This window comes from Rhizobium glycinendophyticum (assembly GCF_006443685.1).
GTDB lineage: Bacteria > Pseudomonadota > Alphaproteobacteria > Rhizobiales > Rhizobiaceae > Allorhizobium > Allorhizobium glycinendophyticum.
The window spans coordinates 2,542,037-2,557,262 of sequence record NZ_VFYP01000001.1; the positions used below are offsets into that span (position 1 = coordinate 2,542,037).

A 15,226-nucleotide genomic window follows, 5' to 3' on the forward strand; every position below is an offset into this window, starting at 1 on the left:
GAGACACGGGCATCCCTGTCCGAAAACTCTGGAAATTTCCGAAAGCATTCTGCTATAGTGTTTGCAACCTGATTTGTGACACGGTTCCGCAGCTTTGCTTCGGAACCTGTTTTCTTTTGTGCCCGCGCCTGCGGCCAAAGAGACGAAGGAAGAAGACATGGTAGAAAAGGTACCGATGACGCAGAACGGCTTTGCCAAGCTCAGCGAAGAGCTGCGCTGGCGCCAGCAGGAAGAGCGTCCGCGCATCATCGAGGCGATCGCCGAGGCGCGCGCCCATGGCGACCTCTCGGAAAATGCCGAATATCACGCCGCCAAGGAAGCCCAGAGCCATAACGAAGGCCGCGTCGGCGAGCTGGAAGACCTGATCGCCCGCGCCGAAGTCATCGACCTCACCAAGATGTCCGGCTCGAAGATCAAGTTCGGCGCCACCGTGAAGCTGGTCGACGAGGACACCGACGAGGAAAAGACCTACCAGATCGTCGGCGACCAGGAAGCCGACGTGAAGGCCGGCCGCATCTCTATTTCGTCCCCGATCGCCCGCGCCCTGATCGGCAAGGAAGTCGGCGACAACATCGAAGTGGTGGCTCCCGGCGGCTCCAAGGCCTACGAAATCCTTGCGGTCAACTGGGGTTGATGGGCGAAACTCCCTGATGGCGAAAAGCGAGACGACATACGTGGATCCCGCCGGGGTCCACGTGATCGCGCCGAATTTCAAGATACGTCTGTCCGGCGTCACCTCGACGATCATCCAGCTCGTACCGGTCCAGAACCGGCTCGGCCAGAAAGTCGCCGTGCTGGGTCCGGGGCTTCCGGGTCATCTGCCTCATCTGCGGTATCGGGATCTCTGGAAGCTGTGGAAGCGTCCGGCGGGTGCTGCCCATCGCGTCTGGCACGCCCGCCGCAACATCGAGATGTTGCCAGGCATCATCATGCGCGACGTCATGCGCATGCCCTTGAAGCTCGTCTTCACCTCCGCCTCGCAGCGCAAGCATTCCGGTTGGACGAAATTTCTGATCCGCCAGATGGACGCGGTGATCGCAACCAGCGCCAAGACGTCGGCCTATCTCGAAGTGCCGAACACGGTGATCATGCACGGCATCGACTGCGAAAAGTTCAAGCCGGCCGAAGACAAGGCCGCGGCCAAGCGCGCCTGCGGCCTTGATCCAGAGCAACGTTATATCGGCTGTTTCGGCCGCGTTCGTCACCAGAAGGGCACCGATCTCTTCGTCGACACGATGATCGCAGTATTGCCCCAGCATCCCGGCTGGGCCGCGATCGTCGCCGGCCGCGCCACCCCACAGCACCACGCTTTCGAGGAAGAACTCAAGGCAAGAGTGACGACCGCCGGCCTCGCCGACCGCATTCTCTTCGTCGGCGAACACAAGAACATCGCCGACTGGTACCGCACCCTCGACCTTTTCATCGCCCCACAACGCTGGGAAGGCTTCGGCCTGACCCCGCTGGAGGCCATGGCAACCGGCGTGCCGGTGGTGGCGACAGATGTGGGGGCGTTTGCGGAGTTGATTGCTGCGGGAGAAAGCACGGCGGGCCGGGTCATTGCACGGGATGATCTGCCCGCGATGCTGAAGGCAACGACTGACATGATGTCTGGTGCAACCGGTCCCGTGATCGCCGAAGACTGCCGTAACCACGTCTTCGAGAACTTCCGCATCGAAACCGAAGCTTCCAGACTGGGGGCACTATACGGGCGCCCGGACTAAGCTGCTTTGCCTTGGAGTCCGCGCGTGCTCCAAGGCTCCTTGCCGCCGGACTTAGGCTCGCGTCATTACCCCTCTATCGAATAGCCCGATATAGGCGGAGGCGACCGCCTCCTCGGAGAACTGCCCAATTAGCGTTGCATGCCCCCCCTCGCCCATCGCGGAAGCCAGAGCCGGTTGATCGAGCAGGGCTCGGATCGCAGTCGCGAAGCCATCGACACTGCCGATATCGACGAGAAGTCCGTTTTCTCCGTCTCGCATGAACCAACTCGGCCCCTCCGAACGCGAAGACACGACAGGCTTGCGCTGCGCCCAGGCTTCGAGGATCACGTTGCCCAACGGCTCGTGGCTCGACGGCATGACGAACACGTCGCAGGCCGCCACATAGGGTCGCGTATCCTTCTGCCAGCCGAGAAAACGCACGCGCCCGGTCATCCCGAGGTCCGCAGCAAGGCGCTTCAGACTGTCCGCCTCTTCGCCATCGCCGGCCAGCCAGAGATGAACCTCCGGCGAAAGCCGCGACACGGCCTCGATCAAGGTATGAAATCCCTTGCGCCGAACGAACCGCCCCATGCTCATCACGACCGGCACATCTTCAGGCGTCGACACCGTTGCCCGATCAATCGGGGAAACGATTTCCGTATCGGTGAAATTGGAGATGACTTCCACGCCGCGCGTCCAGCCGAGCTTGCGGACATGGTCGCCGATAGCAGGCGTATTGCATACCAGAATGTCGGTATTCTTGAAGTAGGAGAGGTTGGTCGGAAAGTCGCCGAGTCGCGAGAGCTTCACGCAGCCTTTGTAGGCAGGCATCAAGCGGCTCGCCCGCGTCGCCCACGACATGAGCCCGTCCGGCTTCTGGCGCTCCGCCATCATCCTGACGCGGATCGGCAGCAGGAGTCGATCAGGCGACAGATTGCGAAAATTGCTCTCAATGATCTCGCAGGCGTTCTCGATGTCCTTGCGCCAGAGCCGGTCCGGTCGGATGACCGCCGTCTGCTCCACACCCCGTTTGGCAAGTGCGTTGACAAGATGGACGAAGAAGCGCTCGGCGCCGCCGTCCTTGCCAAAATGATAGTGGAAGACCTTCATTTTCTGCTCCGGCGCTCCATGTCGTCCACGTTGGGCCGCTTGGCAAGCGCATGTCGTTGATAGATTTTGGCCTGCGTCAGGAACGCATAAACGGCACCCGTCGCCGCCTCAATGAAGCCCGGCGCACCGCAGCGCCATAGTCCATTGCGGAAATAGAGCCTGAGAAAATAAAGGACGGGCGAGAACACCAGCTTTGAGACCTTCGCCTTTTTCCCCTCGGCAACTTGCTGGTCGGCCTTCAAGGTAGAATACTTGTTTTCCTTGAGGATCTGCTCGTCGATGATCAACGGGCGGTAATGCAGCAGGCTGCCGACGGCAGAGCTTTCCACTCGCCCCTCCGCGACCAGCCCCTCATGAACGCGCTGGGCAAGGTCATAGCTTCCACAGCCCTTTCGGATCAAACGGAGATTTTTGCGTTCCCGTACATGCGCAGGGGTATAGCCATAGCCGATGAGATAAGGGCGCCGCGCAACCCGCCAGCCGACGACGTCGTTGGGGGCAGCAAGGAGCCGGGGCAGTTCCGCCCTCAGGGCCTCGTCCAGGCGCTCGTCGGCATCGATGTTGAAGCACCAAGCCTGCGTGCATTGCTCGAGCGCAAACTGCTTCTGTCCGGCATAGCCTCGCCAGGGTTCGTAGAAGAAGCGGATCGGAAAACCGCGATCAACATAGGACTGAACGAGCGACGCTGTCCCGTCAGTCGAACCGGAATCAACGACAACGATCTCCGCAAAGCCCTCAAGGCTCTCGATGCAATGGCCGAGATAGGCCTCTTCGTTGAGGCAGATGATATAGGCGGAGGCCGAAAGCAGCATGCAATTTACTCAGTTTCGCATGCCTCACTTTCTAACCCGTGAGACTGCCGGCGCAAGCCCCGCCAAGAACGACCTGAGCATTTGCCAGTGGAAGTTGGGCACGGATAGCTAGACTGCGCTCAATTTTGGGAATACCAAAAAAAGTCATATCAACAAGGGGGGCGAAATTGGGGATTGGAACACGCAAACTTGTGCGGCGGATCACGAAGCAGTTATCGCCTACCGCTTACTGCCGGTATGTTAATTTCATCCTGGCCCTTAAAGGCAGAAAAATTCGCCTCCACCCGATGGAGGCGGGATACTACAAGGTCACTGACGGTCCCGACCACCTCGCCATCTGCCGGCGGGAAAGACATGTGCGATCCAAGAATGGAATAGATCACGGGATAGCCGCCCTGGCCGCCGTCTATCATCTTGACAAGATCGGCTTATCGGCAGGCGATCTGTTGATTGATTGCGGTGCCAACATCGGCGAACTCGGTGTTTGGGCGAAGGGACGCGGCGCATCCTACATCGCGTTTGAACCGGAAACGCTTGAGGCCGATTGCTGTGATCAAAATGCCTTTGGCGGGGACACCCGGACCAACAGGATGGCGCTGTGGCATGAAGAAGGGGAACTCACCTTCTACAGCAAGCCAGAATCTGCCGACAGCTCCGTTTTCGAAATCAAGAAATACAACACAACCAAAACTGTTCCCGCCAGGAGACTGGACGCAGTAGTAGGTGACCTAGACCGCTACGGAACCATCGTTCTGAAGGTCGAGGCTGAGGGCGCCGAGCCGGAGGTCCTGGAAGGCGCGACCGGCATACTGCCACAGGTTCAGTATGTGACGGTTGATTGCGGCTACGAGCGAGGTGTTCAGCAAAGTCACACGTTTATCGAGGTCAACGCGACACTTACCAGATGCGGATTCCGGCCGAAGCTGGCAAATTTTCAGGACCGCACGACGATCCTCTATGAAAATTTGGCACTCACTCACAAAATTGCCTCAACAGCAGCAGCCTGATCCTCGAACCGACCCTTGCGCATGAACACCAGCCATCGAGCCAGCGGCGCGCGATCGGGAACGCCGATACCGCGTTAGGCTTCCTCAGTTATTCTTCACGGCAACCGCTTTGAGGATGAATCCCGACGTGAACGCCGCATCTCGTCGACCGCCACCCAGCAGACGGGCGAGGGGATAGATAAGAGCGATCGATAAGGCGAATAGATAAGCCAGTCTCCTTTTTTCACCTCCCTTAAGCCATGCCAGTCTAAGACACAGCAACAGAACTGTTTCAACGATGCTCGTCCGAGCACCGAGCGTGTCGATACGGAAATCCTTGAACAGTTCTTGCAGCCCAAACTGTGTGTAACGGAAATGGTCGTAAGGCGCATCGTGCGTTGGAAACAGGTACGGTGTTGACAGAAGGAGGCGCCCGCCGGGCTTCAGTATGCGGCGAAGATGATGCGCTGCCTGAAAGGGATCCTTCACGTGCTCCAACACTTCCATGCATAACACATGGTCGAAATGCCCATCGGGCAGCACGCTTTGAGTAATATCGTCCACAACATCGGGGCGGCGTGACTCATCGATATCAGAGCTGACTATTTCGACAGAGGCATCCCTTAGCTTAGCGGAAAGAATAGCCGCGAAAGACCCGCCGGCCCCGACATTTAGAACGCGATCCCCAGACTTGATACCTGTGGCGAATTCGGCGATCGCCTTTTCGATGTCTCGTCTCGAAATCTTCTTGGCAATGTATTTAATAGAACTCAATTGCGTTCCCTTTGACATAGGCTCCACTACGTTAAGGAGTGTGGTCCGACGAGGCCATCAAGATGGACCGGCGTCTCATCCTTCACCGACCGGATGGTGAGCATGGTTCGCACAGTATCCACATTTCTTGCCGAGGTCAGACTTTCGATGACGAAGGTTTGGAACTCTGCCAAATTCTTCGCCACGCAATAGAGCAAGAAGTCCGACTCGCCTGAAATCATCCAGGCTTCTCGGACGATTGACCAAGTCTGTAGCAATTCTGAAAATCGCTTTAGTTCGATTTCGGACTGGTGTGTTAGGCCAACGCTGCAGAAGGCCGAGAGACTGTATCCGAGCGCATTTGCGTCAAGTATAGCACGATACTTTTTGATATATCCGGCGTCTTCGAGCTTCCGCACTCGGCGCAGGCAAGGTGGGGCGGATATGCCAACCCGCTCAGCGAGCTCGACGTTCGTCATCCTGCCGTCAGCCTGAAGCTCACGCAGGATTTTCATGTCTATAGCATCGAGTTCGAATTGTGCCGACCTCATTGCACCGGCCTCAGTGCGCCTTGGCATTGGAAATTCGTCATGTCTAGAACAATTTCCTCATGAAACCACGCGCCACCAGTTGCGCGGGGCCTTCATAAACAGTGGTGGCTGAGGATGTGAAGTTCAGCACGTCATCCTTTTCCAGATGCTCCAGTATACGCCGATACTCCTGCGCGCCGTTAAAATATTGCCCGTCCGACACCGCCTCCGCAACCCGCTCTTTTACGTCCGCAAAAAACTTGAAGTGAAGCAGCACGCCGGAAATAGGTCCAAAATTTTCTCCGTAAGGAAGAGGCTGGTGGATGCTTGACCCAAGGGAACTATCCTTGCTCCAGAAGAGCAAAGGATACTTCATCAATTCCGCCTCACTTCGGAACATGCGCTCCCGAGGCCCGCCTCGCAGGCTCATAAAGCGCTTTTTGACCGACAGTTTATATCCAAAAGCGTCGAACGCGTCGGCGACTTCCCACGGCATCGAATCGCCGCAGTTGGCAGCATGGACATAATCTAGCCCCCCTCTGGGGTAAAGGTCGAGCATAGGCGCAGGCATCTTGACGTTGCCTTCACCAGTCAAAACCTGGATCAGTGCCAGCAAAGGTTGTGTGTCGCACTGGTCAAAAACCAGGAATTCATCGGCATCCACATTCAGGTACCAACGATCATGACCGTAGAGATGCAGCAACATCTCCCGCCAGATCCGCCCCCTCTTCGCCTCCTTGTAACGCACTGTTGACGTCCAAAGGTCAGTGTCGACTTGCGCGGCCAGCCACTCCCGGGACCCGTCACTCGATTGGTCATCAACGACGATAAATCGAGTGACGCCGAGCGATCGGTAATGCCGAAAGAAGGCCGGCAAAAGTGCAAGATCGTTGTGGCACAGAAAAATTAGAGGCAGATCCGCTGTCGACAGAGGTCGAAACGCATGAGGCGTCAATAGAGACAATGGAACACGCGTGGTGCCTCTTTGCCGGCGCTTTAGAACCTTCCAGCTTTCATATCGAGCGATCAGCCTGCGCAATCGCCCTGCCCGCAACTTCTCGAAATCCTCAGGATTCGAAAAAGGATATGAAAGGACGGTCGTACGCAATCTGGAACCTCTGCCTGACGAGAACTAGTTCGTTCGCCAGTCCTTGCTTCTATATAATGTGAAGAAACGCAAGCAAGGGATGCCACCCGGAACCGCAAGCCGCCCCTTTATAACAGCTTTCTTCCCTTTTTGACGCCCTCTTGTCCGCAGCCTCCCCCAAATACCCCCAATCCCCCTGTTGCTAATGCAAATGCCGGCCTTGAATTGCGGCGCGCTTCAATCCTAAATGGGCCGACCATTGCGGGGAACCCTGCGCCTGCCCATCTTTGAGGCCTGCACGCCCCCGCTCCGCGACCTGAAAGGAATTGAGATGACCGCCCGCCACACCAAGGTGCTGATCATCGGCTCCGGCCCCGCCGGATACACAGCTGCCATTTATGCCGCACGCGCCATGCTGAAGCCGGTCCTGATTGCCGGCATGGAACAGGGTGGCCAGTTGATGATCACCACCGACGTGGAGAATTATCCGGGCTTTGCCGATCCTATCCAGGGGCCCTGGCTGATGGAGCAGATGCTCAACCAGGCGATCCATGTCGGGACCGAGATCGTCAGCGACCTCGTGACCGAAGTCGACACGCTCAACCGCCCCTTCACGGTCAAGACCGACAGTGGCCAGGTCTGGACATCCGATACGCTGATCATCTGCACGGGTGCCAAGGCCAAGTGGCTCGGTATCGAAAGTGAGCAACATTTTCAGGGCTTTGGCGTCTCGGCTTGCGCCACTTGCGATGGCTTCTTCTATCGCAACAAGGACGTGATTGTCGTCGGCGGCGGCAATTCGGCTGTCGAGGAAGCGCTTTATCTGTCGCATATCTGCAAGTCGGTGACCGTCGTACATCGCCGTGACAGTTTCCGCTCGGAAAAAATCCTGCAGGAGCGCCTGTTCGCCAAAGAGAACATCCGCGTTCTGTGGAACACCACCGTCGAAGAGATCACCGGCGCCCCGGCCAAGCCGCCGATGCCGCCCTCTGTTTCGGGTGTGAAGCTCAAGGATCAACTGACCGGCGCCATCACGGACATGCCGATCGACGGTGTATTCGTCGCCATCGGCCATGCCCCGGCTGTCGAACTGTTCAAGGGAAAGCTGAAGCTCAAGTCCAACGGCTATCTGTGGACTGCACCTGATTCGACGGCAACCGACGTGCCGGGCATTTTTGCCGCCGGTGACGTCACAGACGACGTCTACCGCCAGGCGATCACGGCCGCCGGCATGGGCTGCATGGCAGCGCTCGAGGCAGAGCGTTACCTGACGGCCCTGTCCATTCCCACTCAGCAAGCGGCGGAGTAGAGGCCATGAGAGGGGGCGGCATGCCGCTGGACTGGGACAAACTGCGCATTTTCCACTCTGCTGCGGAAGCGGGCTCCTTCACCCATGCCGCCGACAAGCTGCATCTGTCCCAGTCGGCGATCAGCCGCCAGGTCTCGTCGCTGGAACAGGATATCGGCGTCAAGCTCTTCCACCGTCATGCCCGCGGCCTGATCCTCACCGAACAGGGCGAACTGCTCTATCGCACGGCCCACGACGTTCTTTTGAAGCTGCAGACCGTGAAGATGCAGCTGACCGAAACGACGGAAAAGCCCTCCGGCAAGCTGCGCGTGACGACCACGGTTGGTCTCGGACAGGGCTGGCTCACAGATAAAGTGCAGGAATTCCTGCAGCTCTATCCGGAAATGTCGATCCAGCTCATCCTCGACAACGAGGAACTGGACGTCAACATGCGCCATGCCGACTGCGCCATTCGCCTGCGCCAGCCGCAACAGTCGGATCTCATCCAGCGCAAGCTCTTCACCGTGCACATGCACGTCTATGCGGCGCCCTCCTACATCAATCGCTATGGCGAGCCGCAGTCGATCGAGGATCTTGACAATCACAAGATCATCTCGTTCGGCGAACCCGCACCCAACTACCTGCTCGACGTCAACTGGCTGGAAACGGCAGGCCGTTCTTCTGACAATGCCAGAATGCCGCACCTGCAGATCAACAGCCAAACTTCGATCAAGCGAGCCTGCTTGCTAGGCATCGGGATCGCCATGCTGCCGGACTATATCGTCGGCCGTGATCCGGGACTTTTACAGCTCGCCATCCCGGCAGACATCCCGTCCTTCGATACCTATTTTTGCTACCCCGACGAGATCAAGAACGCAGCAAAGCTCAAGGCATTCAGAGATTTCATCGTCGCAAAGGCTCGAAACTGGAACTTCTGAGGCCTGCCGCCTCAATGAAATAGTATGCCTCGCGCACCGACCTGCGCTCACCGCATGCCTGACATGCATAAAAAAGCATTGTTCACTGCACAAAAAACCACCATATCGCACACAGCTGATGCACATGGTGGCTTTTTCCTCCCAGTTCCACCGCAGCAGCTGTTCCCCTCTGGAGGTTTTAACCTTCACAATTTAAAGGGCCCTGGTTTTCCAGTGGCCCTCTTTTTTTGCCGTTGGGCCGGAACAAAATCGACCCTGCGGCATTGGGGGCGTAAGGCGGAACTATCGCCGCGTCCCGATAAATGGAGCGCGCGTCGAGCCTCCGCCCCTGTCGATAAGCCGAGTTTACTGGAGGGGTCATGTACCTAGAGGACGTGATGAAGGCGCTGGCGCATCCTGCGCGCATGGAAATGTTGATTTGGCTGAAAGAACCCAACCAATATTTTGGTGTTCCAAAGGATGAGGCTGGAGAAGGCATCAGCGCCGGGCAGTTTGAACGCTCAGGGCTGTCGCAGTCTGCCGTCTCGGCGCATCTGGCGACCTTGCAGCGGGCAGGCCTAATCAGCTCCAAACGCGTTGGCCAGCGGGTCTTGTATCGGCGCGAGGAAGACACCATCAAGGAATTTATCAAGACCTTGAACGGAATGCTCTGACCACCCACATGCCTGGTCCCCGGCGACCAATCCTCCCCCGCCGGAAACGCTCAAGAGGTTTCATGTCCAAGCTCTTTGAACCGACGACCGTCGGCCGTATTTCCGTGGCGAACCGAGTTGCCATGGCCCCCCTCACGCGCAACCGTTCGCCGGGTGCCGTTCCCAATGACCTCAACGTCGAATACTACCGCCAGCGGGCCGGTGCCGGCCTCATTGTCAGCGAAGGCACGGCCATCAGCCACCAGGGCCAGGGTTATGCGGATGTGCCAGGCCTCTATCTGCCGGAAGCGATTGAAGGCTGGAAGAAGGTGACCGCTGCGGTTCATGCCGCCGGCGGCAAGATCGTGACGCAGCTCTGGCATGTGGGCCGCATTTCGCACACGTCGCTTCAGCCGAATGGCGGCAAGCCAGTGGCACCGTCTGCCATAGCGGCGAAGTCCAAGACCTATATCCTGAATGCCGACGGCTCCGGCGCCTTTGCCGAAACATCTGAGCCGCGCGCTCTGGAACTCTCGGAAATCCCGGGCTTGATCGAAGATTACCGCAAGGCGGCGCGTGCCGCGATCGAGGCTGGATTTGACGGTGTCGAGATCCATGCGGCCAACGGCTATCTGCTCGAGCAGTTCATGCGCTCGAACAGCAACCAACGCAGCGATGCCTATGGTGGCTCGATCGAAAACCGCATTCGTCTGACGATCGAAGTCGTGGACGCGATTGTCAAGGAGATCGGCGCCGACCGCACCGGCATCCGCATTTCCCCGACGACGCCGGCCAACGACGTCTCGGATCCCGATCCGGCTGCCGTCTACACGGCTTTGGTGGAAAAGCTCGCAGGCTTCGATCTCGCCTTCATCCATGTCATCGAAGGGGCCACGGGCGGCCCGCGCGATGTCCTGCCCTTCGACTGGAAGGCACTGAAAGCTGCCTACCGCGAAAAGGGCGGCAAAGGCACCTGGATGGTCAACAATGGTTATGACAGGGCTGCCGCCATGGAAGCGGTCGACAGCGGCTATGCCGATGTCGTCGCCTTCGGACGCCCCTTCATCGCCAATCCGGACCTTGTCCGCCGACTGAAGGAAGATGCAGCCTGGAACGAGCTGGAGACGGCAACGCTCTATGGCGGCGGGGCTCAGGGCTACACGACCTATCCGGCGCTCGCCTGATTCCAACCCGATACGCAAATTTGGCCCTCGCATTCAATGCGAGGGCCTTCGTTTTTGCCGACCTCACGCGCGCGAAAACCGGGCCTTGGCAATACCCATGGCCACATCGGCCATGATCAGCCCATTGAGCGGATGCAGCGCCCCGATCATGGGAAAGCGGCTTCCCAGGCCCGCCAACGTCACCTGCGCGAGGTAGACGGCCGTGAGGATCCCGGCATCCCGGCGAAAGCGGCGAAGGCCGGGAATGGCGAGCGCCAGCCCCAGCATGCCGAGCACAGGAACCGACAGCAGCCCACCGGACAAGCCATGCAGTCCCCAGGCGTCGGCCGCGCCGAAGATCGACATGCCCGCCAGCAGGAACTGACCGGCAATGCCGACCAGCGACAGGACTGCGAAGCCGGAGAAAAGGCCGAAGGAGAGCCAGCGCCCCTGCTCGCGCACGATTCCGGCCGTCATACTGCACCGCCCGATATCATGAACTGCACTCCCGCAGGCTTGGCACTCGAAGCAGGAAGGCAGCCGAGGCTTGCAAGCGTCGTTTTCACCGCTTCGTCGAGCGGCGTGTGCGGCTCGGTGCCGAGACGTTCCACCAGCAGCTTGTTGTCGAGCCGGATCGTGCGCTTCCACAGGTAACGCATCTCATGCAGTTCCCGCAACAGCGGCACGAAGGGCCGTGCAAGCCCTGCGAGGAACCAGGGGAAGGACCAGACGCGGATCGACGGATTGCCGACCGCCCGGCCGATCGCCTTTGCCATCTGCGTGCCATCGTCATCGAAGAAACCATCCATGTGAAAGCGGGCAAAGGCAGGCAACTGGTCCGCCTTGTCGAGAAGCTGCATGAAAGTCTCGGCCACATCCGGCAGATAGGCCCAGGCATGGCCGACACTCTTCCGCCCCGGGTTGACGACGAAACGCACCGATTTTCCCGGCATTACCAGCCCCTGGGCAAACCAGTTGTTGCCGGCGTCAGGTCCGAAGAAGTCACCTGCCCGCACCAGGATAACCTGTATGCCCTCTTCAGATGCCCGTTCCAGCCGTCGCTCCAGTTCCACCCGGATGCCACCCTTGACGCTGACCGGTATCTGCGGGCTGTCTTCGGAAAGAAGCGGATACGCGTCCGGCCCGTAATTGTAGACCGTGCCCGGCATCAGGATGCGCGCACCAACGGCACGGGCAGCGGCGATGGTATTGTCGATCATCGGCAGCACCAGTTGCCCCCAATTGCGATAGCCGGGCGGATTGACGCCATGCACGATCAGGCCGACGCCCTCTGCGGCCCGCAACACGTCATCGGCATTCATGGCGTCCCCCTTCACCCACTCATAAGCGGGCCGCGCCACCATCTGGGCGGTCGGGTTGCGGTGCATGGCCCGTACCTTGTATCCGCGCGCCACCAAAGCTTCAGCAAGCGCGCCGCCAACACCGCCGGTGGCACCCAGAACAAGAGCCACGGGGGGGCGGGCAATGGCATTCATCTGCGTCATGTCGGTCTCCTTCGGATCTGGACTATGGAGAAGATGCCATGCGACGGGGCTATTCGAAATTGCCAAACAACTTCGATCTGATATACGCAAATGTATGGCAATCGATCACATCAGTTGGGACCACTACCGCACCTTCCTCGCCGTGCTCGACACGGGCTCCCTGTCGGCTGCCGCCCGCAGCCTGGGCCTGACCCAACCCACGGCAGGCCGTCATATAGAGGCGCTGGAACAGGCCTTCGGCGGCCCCCTTTTCCTCCGTGGCCCGCAAGGCCTGCTCCCGACGGAGAAGGCGAGCGCCATGCATGGCCATGCGCGGTCGATGGCCGCCATGTCGGCGTCCCTCGCCCGCATCGCTTCCGGAGATATGGAAGGCGTGCGCGGCACCGTGCGCATCAGCGCCAGCGAAGTCATCGCCATCGAAGCATTGCCGAAGATTTTCGCCGAACTGCAAGACCGCCATCCGGATCTTGAGATTGAACTCTCCGCGTCCGATACGGTCGAAGACCTTTTGAACCAGGAAGCGGATATTGCGGTGCGCATGACCACACCGCAGCAGAACGCGCTTCTCAGCCGCCACATTGGCCGGCTCCCCATGGGCTTCTTCGCCCATCGGCTCTATTTGGAGCGGCATGGCCGTCCGACGGACCTAACCGGATTGTCGGACCACCGCCTGATCGGCTTTGATCGCCAGCTCGCCTATATCCGCGACATTTTGAAGGACAATCCGGTCTTGGCCGACCTGCGCTTCCGGTTCCGAGCCGACAGCAATCTCGCCCAGCTTGCGGCCATCCGCGCCGGCATTGGCATCGGCGTCTGCCAAGTCGCGCTTGGTCGCGCTGATCCCGATCTGGTGGAGGTTCTGCCGGGCAGGATCGACCTCGCCCTGGAAACCTATGTCGTGATGCATGAAAGCCTGAAAACCACGCCGCGCTACCGCGCGACTTTCGACGCTCTTGTCGCGGGGCTGTTCGAATTTGCAGGCCGACAGGGCGGTGGCGCTGCGGCCGAATCGTGACGTCAGAAACCGGTTTGCTGCAGTTCAAACGGCAACTGCATCAGACCGTGGGAGCAGACGTCTCAACGAAGGCGTCGACAACCTCGATTTCCGGCCGGTCGCCGCCATCGCTATACTCTTCTCGCCAGCGCCCGTTTTCATCTTGATAGCTGATCGTCACCGGCTCGTCGCCAACTTGCTGTTCGGCAACGACGATCCGCACGGCCTCCATCGCCTGATCATGGGTCGCGAACGCTTCCGAATAAACGCCGCCAAGCCGATAGGCCCAGCCGCCGTCATGAGGAACGATCTCGTAGATGATCTTCACCATGGCCTTCTCCTCCTCGGCTGAAGCGATTATTCCATCAAATCGGCGAGGGCGCAAATCTGTGGCGATGCCATCTTGCCAAGGGAACAGGAGCGTGTTCCACCCGTTACATGGAACAAAGGGGACCTCTTCCATGATCTCAGCGCTGAAGCAGGAAAGACTCCTGCTCATTCCGATCCTGTTGGGCATCGCCGCATGGTTTGGCGAGCATGCGCTGCTGGAGCACGGGCAGGTCGCTTCGCTGGTCGGTGCCGCAATCCTGATCGCGGCCATTGTCGTCGGGTCGATGCGGGTTGCCCATCACGCCGAGGTTCTGGCGCACAAGGTTGGCGACCCCTATGGCACGATGATCCTCACCCTCTCCGCTGTCGCGGTAGAGGTGATCATCCTTACCATTATGATGAACAAGGGCGGCTCCCCGACGCTCGTGCGTGACACCATTTACTCGGCCGTCATGCTGGATATTAACGGTATCCTGGGTCTCGCCGCCCTGATTGGTGGCCTGAAACACGGCGAACAACCCTATAACGACGACAGCGGCAAGACCTATGGCGTCATGATCCTAACCGCCATGGGCATTTCCATGGTCGTCCCGGAATTCATTCCCACCGATCGCTGGCAATATTATTCCGTCTTCACGATCTTTGCCATGCTGGCCCTTTACGGCCTCTTCCTGCGCATGCAGGTCGGCACCCACAGCTACTTCTTCTCCTACAGCTATCCGAACCGGGCCGCCGAAAAGCAGACCAAGCCCAAGCCCGCCACGGCTGGCCAAGGCAAACGCCGCGGGCAGGGTCCCGCCAACGCCATTCCTAATCCCGGACGTGCAAAAACTGTCGAACGGGCGGAACCCTCCGCACTATGGTCGATCGGCGTCATCCTCTTCGGCGTCGTGCTGATCGGCATTCTTGCCGAGGTCATGTCGGTGCTGATGGACGCGGGCCTGGAAGGCACGGGCGCACCGGTCGCCCTCACCGCCATTCTTGTTGCCGCGATTTCGGCAGCTCCCGAGATTCTCACCGCTTTGAGGGCCGCCTTGCGCAACCGGATGCAGGCAACCATCAACATCGCCATGGGCGCCTCCCTCTCGACCGTCATTTTGACGGTCCCTGTGATGGAAGGCATCGCTCTCTACACTGGCCAGCCTTTTGTCATGGCCATGACACCGGTTCAGACGACAATGGTTGCCATTACGCTGATCGCCGCTGCCATCAACCTGAACGACGGCGAGACCAATGCCATCGAAGGCATGACCCATTTCGTCCTCTTCGCCACCTTCATCATGCTCGCCTTCCTCGGCCTGTGATTCGCTGGGTGCAACGCACGCGGTCTTCACGCCGAGGTGACGTCTTGACCGGAACTTTTGTGGAAAGTTCCCGTTCACCCCGCACGGATCGGCC

General features: G+C 59.2%; 17 protein-coding genes. 9 read left to right on the forward strand and 8 right to left on the reverse strand.

The features are described 5' to 3' along the window. The first annotated feature begins 157 nt into the window (after positions 1–157). Positions 158–634, forward strand: a complete 477-nt coding sequence (gene greA / locus FJQ55_RS12400) for a transcription elongation factor GreA (protein ID WP_140828295.1) — start codon at positions 158–160, stop codon at positions 632–634. 16 nt (positions 635–650) lie between these two features. Next, positions 651–1,721: a glycosyltransferase family 4 protein gene (locus FJQ55_RS12405; RefSeq protein ID WP_140828296.1), complete on the forward strand. Its 1,071-nt coding sequence runs from the start codon at positions 651–653 to the stop codon at positions 1,719–1,721. Between the two features lie 51 nt (positions 1,722–1,772). On the opposite strand, the gene FJQ55_RS12410 is transcribed toward FJQ55_RS12405, so the two are convergent. After that, entirely contained in the window at positions 1,773–2,810 is a 1,038-nt protein-coding gene (locus FJQ55_RS12410; RefSeq protein WP_140828298.1) for a glycosyltransferase, read from the reverse strand. Further along, positions 2,807–3,622 carry a glycosyltransferase family 2 protein gene (locus tag FJQ55_RS12415; RefSeq protein ID WP_140828299.1) on the reverse strand — a complete coding sequence of 272 codons (816 nt, stop codon included), beginning with the start codon at positions 3,620–3,622 and terminating at the stop codon, positions 2,807–2,809. The genes FJQ55_RS12410 and FJQ55_RS12415 overlap by 4 nt, the downstream gene beginning before the upstream one ends. 167 nt (positions 3,623–3,789) lie before the next feature. Between FJQ55_RS12415 and FJQ55_RS12420 the strand changes: the two genes are divergently transcribed. After that, entirely contained in the window at positions 3,790–4,629 is an 840-nt protein-coding gene (locus FJQ55_RS12420; protein ID WP_140828300.1) for an FkbM family methyltransferase, read from the forward strand. Between the two features lie 84 nt (positions 4,630–4,713). Here the strand turns inward: FJQ55_RS12420 and FJQ55_RS12425 are convergent, their stop codons facing one another. The 3 genes from FJQ55_RS12425 to FJQ55_RS12435 are packed head-to-tail and all read right to left on the reverse strand — an operon-like array spanning position 4,714 to position 6,999. Continuing rightward, a complete protein-coding gene (locus tag FJQ55_RS12425) occupies positions 4,714–5,382 on the reverse strand; it encodes a class I SAM-dependent methyltransferase (RefSeq protein ID WP_161596979.1) in 669 nt (222 codons plus the stop codon). A gap of 26 nt (positions 5,383–5,408) precedes the next feature. Continuing rightward, a complete protein-coding gene (locus FJQ55_RS12430) occupies positions 5,409–5,912 on the reverse strand; it encodes an Lrp/AsnC family transcriptional regulator (RefSeq protein ID WP_140828303.1) in 504 nt (167 codons plus the stop codon). A gap of 43 nt (positions 5,913–5,955) precedes the next feature. Next, the gene (locus FJQ55_RS12435) at positions 5,956–6,999 is read right to left on the reverse strand and encodes a glycosyltransferase family 2 protein (RefSeq protein WP_246085090.1); all 1,044 of its coding nucleotides are present in this window, start codon (positions 6,997–6,999) and stop codon (positions 5,956–5,958) included. 310 nt (positions 7,000–7,309) lie between these two features. On the opposite strand from FJQ55_RS12435, the gene trxB reads away from it, so the two are divergent. The 4 genes from trxB (at position 7,310) to FJQ55_RS12460 (ending at position 11,020) form a co-directional block, all read left to right on the forward strand. Continuing rightward, positions 7,310–8,287 (forward strand): thioredoxin-disulfide reductase, encoded by a 978-nt coding sequence (gene trxB / locus FJQ55_RS12440; RefSeq protein ID WP_140828304.1) that lies wholly within the window; start codon positions 7,310–7,312, stop codon positions 8,285–8,287. Between the two features lie 20 nt (positions 8,288–8,307). After that, positions 8,308–9,204 (forward strand): LysR family transcriptional regulator VtlR, encoded by an 897-nt coding sequence (locus FJQ55_RS12445; protein ID WP_062279212.1) that lies wholly within the window; start codon positions 8,308–8,310, stop codon positions 9,202–9,204. A 359-nt stretch (positions 9,205–9,563) separates the two neighbouring features. Then, complete coding sequence (locus FJQ55_RS12455) at positions 9,564–9,857, forward strand: ArsR/SmtB family transcription factor (RefSeq protein WP_062279215.1); 294 nt, start codon at positions 9,564–9,566, stop codon at positions 9,855–9,857. A gap of 62 nt (positions 9,858–9,919) precedes the next feature. After that, positions 9,920–11,020 carry an alkene reductase gene (locus tag FJQ55_RS12460; RefSeq protein WP_140828307.1) on the forward strand — a complete coding sequence of 367 codons (1,101 nt, stop codon included), beginning with the start codon at positions 9,920–9,922 and terminating at the stop codon, positions 11,018–11,020. Between the two features lie 63 nt (positions 11,021–11,083). Here the strand turns inward: FJQ55_RS12460 and FJQ55_RS12465 are convergent, their stop codons facing one another. After that, complete coding sequence (locus tag FJQ55_RS12465; protein ID WP_140828309.1) at positions 11,084–11,476, reverse strand: DUF6220 domain-containing protein; 393 nt, start codon at positions 11,474–11,476, stop codon at positions 11,084–11,086. Then, positions 11,473–12,504: an NAD-dependent epimerase/dehydratase family protein gene (locus tag FJQ55_RS12470; protein ID WP_246085091.1), complete on the reverse strand. Its 1,032-nt coding sequence runs from the start codon at positions 12,502–12,504 to the stop codon at positions 11,473–11,475. The genes FJQ55_RS12465 and FJQ55_RS12470 overlap by 4 nt, the downstream gene beginning before the upstream one ends. Positions 12,505–12,598: 94 nt before the next feature. On the opposite strand from FJQ55_RS12470, the gene FJQ55_RS12475 reads away from it, so the two are divergent. Then, positions 12,599–13,519, forward strand: coding sequence for a LysR family transcriptional regulator (locus tag FJQ55_RS12475; RefSeq protein ID WP_140828310.1), 921 nt, complete (start codon positions 12,599–12,601; stop codon positions 13,517–13,519). 40 nt (positions 13,520–13,559) lie between these two features. On the opposite strand, the gene FJQ55_RS12480 is transcribed toward FJQ55_RS12475, so the two are convergent. Beyond that, entirely contained in the window at positions 13,560–13,829 is a 270-nt protein-coding gene (locus FJQ55_RS12480; RefSeq protein WP_140828311.1) for a DUF2188 domain-containing protein, read from the reverse strand. 130 nt (positions 13,830–13,959) lie between these two features. Between FJQ55_RS12480 and FJQ55_RS12485 the strand changes: the two genes are divergently transcribed. Then, entirely contained in the window at positions 13,960–15,132 is a 1,173-nt protein-coding gene (locus FJQ55_RS12485; RefSeq protein ID WP_140828313.1) for a calcium:cation antiporter, read from the forward strand. The last annotated feature ends 94 nt before the right edge of the window (positions 15,133–15,226 follow it).

Excerpts from the sequence above, each read along its gene's own strand:
- FJQ55_RS12470 (WP_246085091.1), bottom strand. The coding sequence starts at position 12,504 with ATGACGCAGATGAATGCCATTGCCCGCCCCCCCGTGGCTCTTGTTCTG.
- FJQ55_RS12455 (WP_062279215.1), top strand. The coding sequence starts at position 9,564 with ATGTACCTAGAGGACGTGATGAAGGCGCTGGCGCATCCTGCGCGCATG.
- FJQ55_RS12445 (WP_062279212.1), top strand. The coding sequence starts at position 8,308 with ATGCCGCTGGACTGGGACAAACTGCGCATTTTCCACTCTGCTGCGGAA.
- FJQ55_RS12485 (WP_140828313.1), top strand. The coding sequence starts at position 13,960 with ATGATCTCAGCGCTGAAGCAGGAAAGACTCCTGCTCATTCCGATCCTG.
- FJQ55_RS12415 (WP_140828299.1), bottom strand. The coding sequence starts at position 3,622 with ATGCTGCTTTCGGCCTCCGCCTATATCATCTGCCTCAACGAAGAGGCC.
- trxB (WP_140828304.1), top strand. The coding sequence starts at position 7,310 with ATGACCGCCCGCCACACCAAGGTGCTGATCATCGGCTCCGGCCCCGCC.
- FJQ55_RS12465 (WP_140828309.1), bottom strand. The coding sequence starts at position 11,476 with ATGACGGCCGGAATCGTGCGCGAGCAGGGGCGCTGGCTCTCCTTCGGC.
- FJQ55_RS12410 (WP_140828298.1), bottom strand. The coding sequence starts at position 2,810 with ATGAAGGTCTTCCACTATCATTTTGGCAAGGACGGCGGCGCCGAGCGC.
- FJQ55_RS12405 (WP_140828296.1), top strand. The coding sequence starts at position 651 with ATGGCGAAAAGCGAGACGACATACGTGGATCCCGCCGGGGTCCACGTG.
- FJQ55_RS12430 (WP_140828303.1), bottom strand. The coding sequence starts at position 5,912 with ATGAGGTCGGCACAATTCGAACTCGATGCTATAGACATGAAAATCCTG.
- FJQ55_RS12460 (WP_140828307.1), top strand. The coding sequence starts at position 9,920 with ATGTCCAAGCTCTTTGAACCGACGACCGTCGGCCGTATTTCCGTGGCG.
- greA (WP_140828295.1), top strand. The coding sequence starts at position 158 with ATGGTAGAAAAGGTACCGATGACGCAGAACGGCTTTGCCAAGCTCAGC.
- FJQ55_RS12480 (WP_140828311.1), bottom strand. The coding sequence starts at position 13,829 with ATGGTGAAGATCATCTACGAGATCGTTCCTCATGACGGCGGCTGGGCC.
- FJQ55_RS12475 (WP_140828310.1), top strand. The coding sequence starts at position 12,599 with ATGGCAATCGATCACATCAGTTGGGACCACTACCGCACCTTCCTCGCC.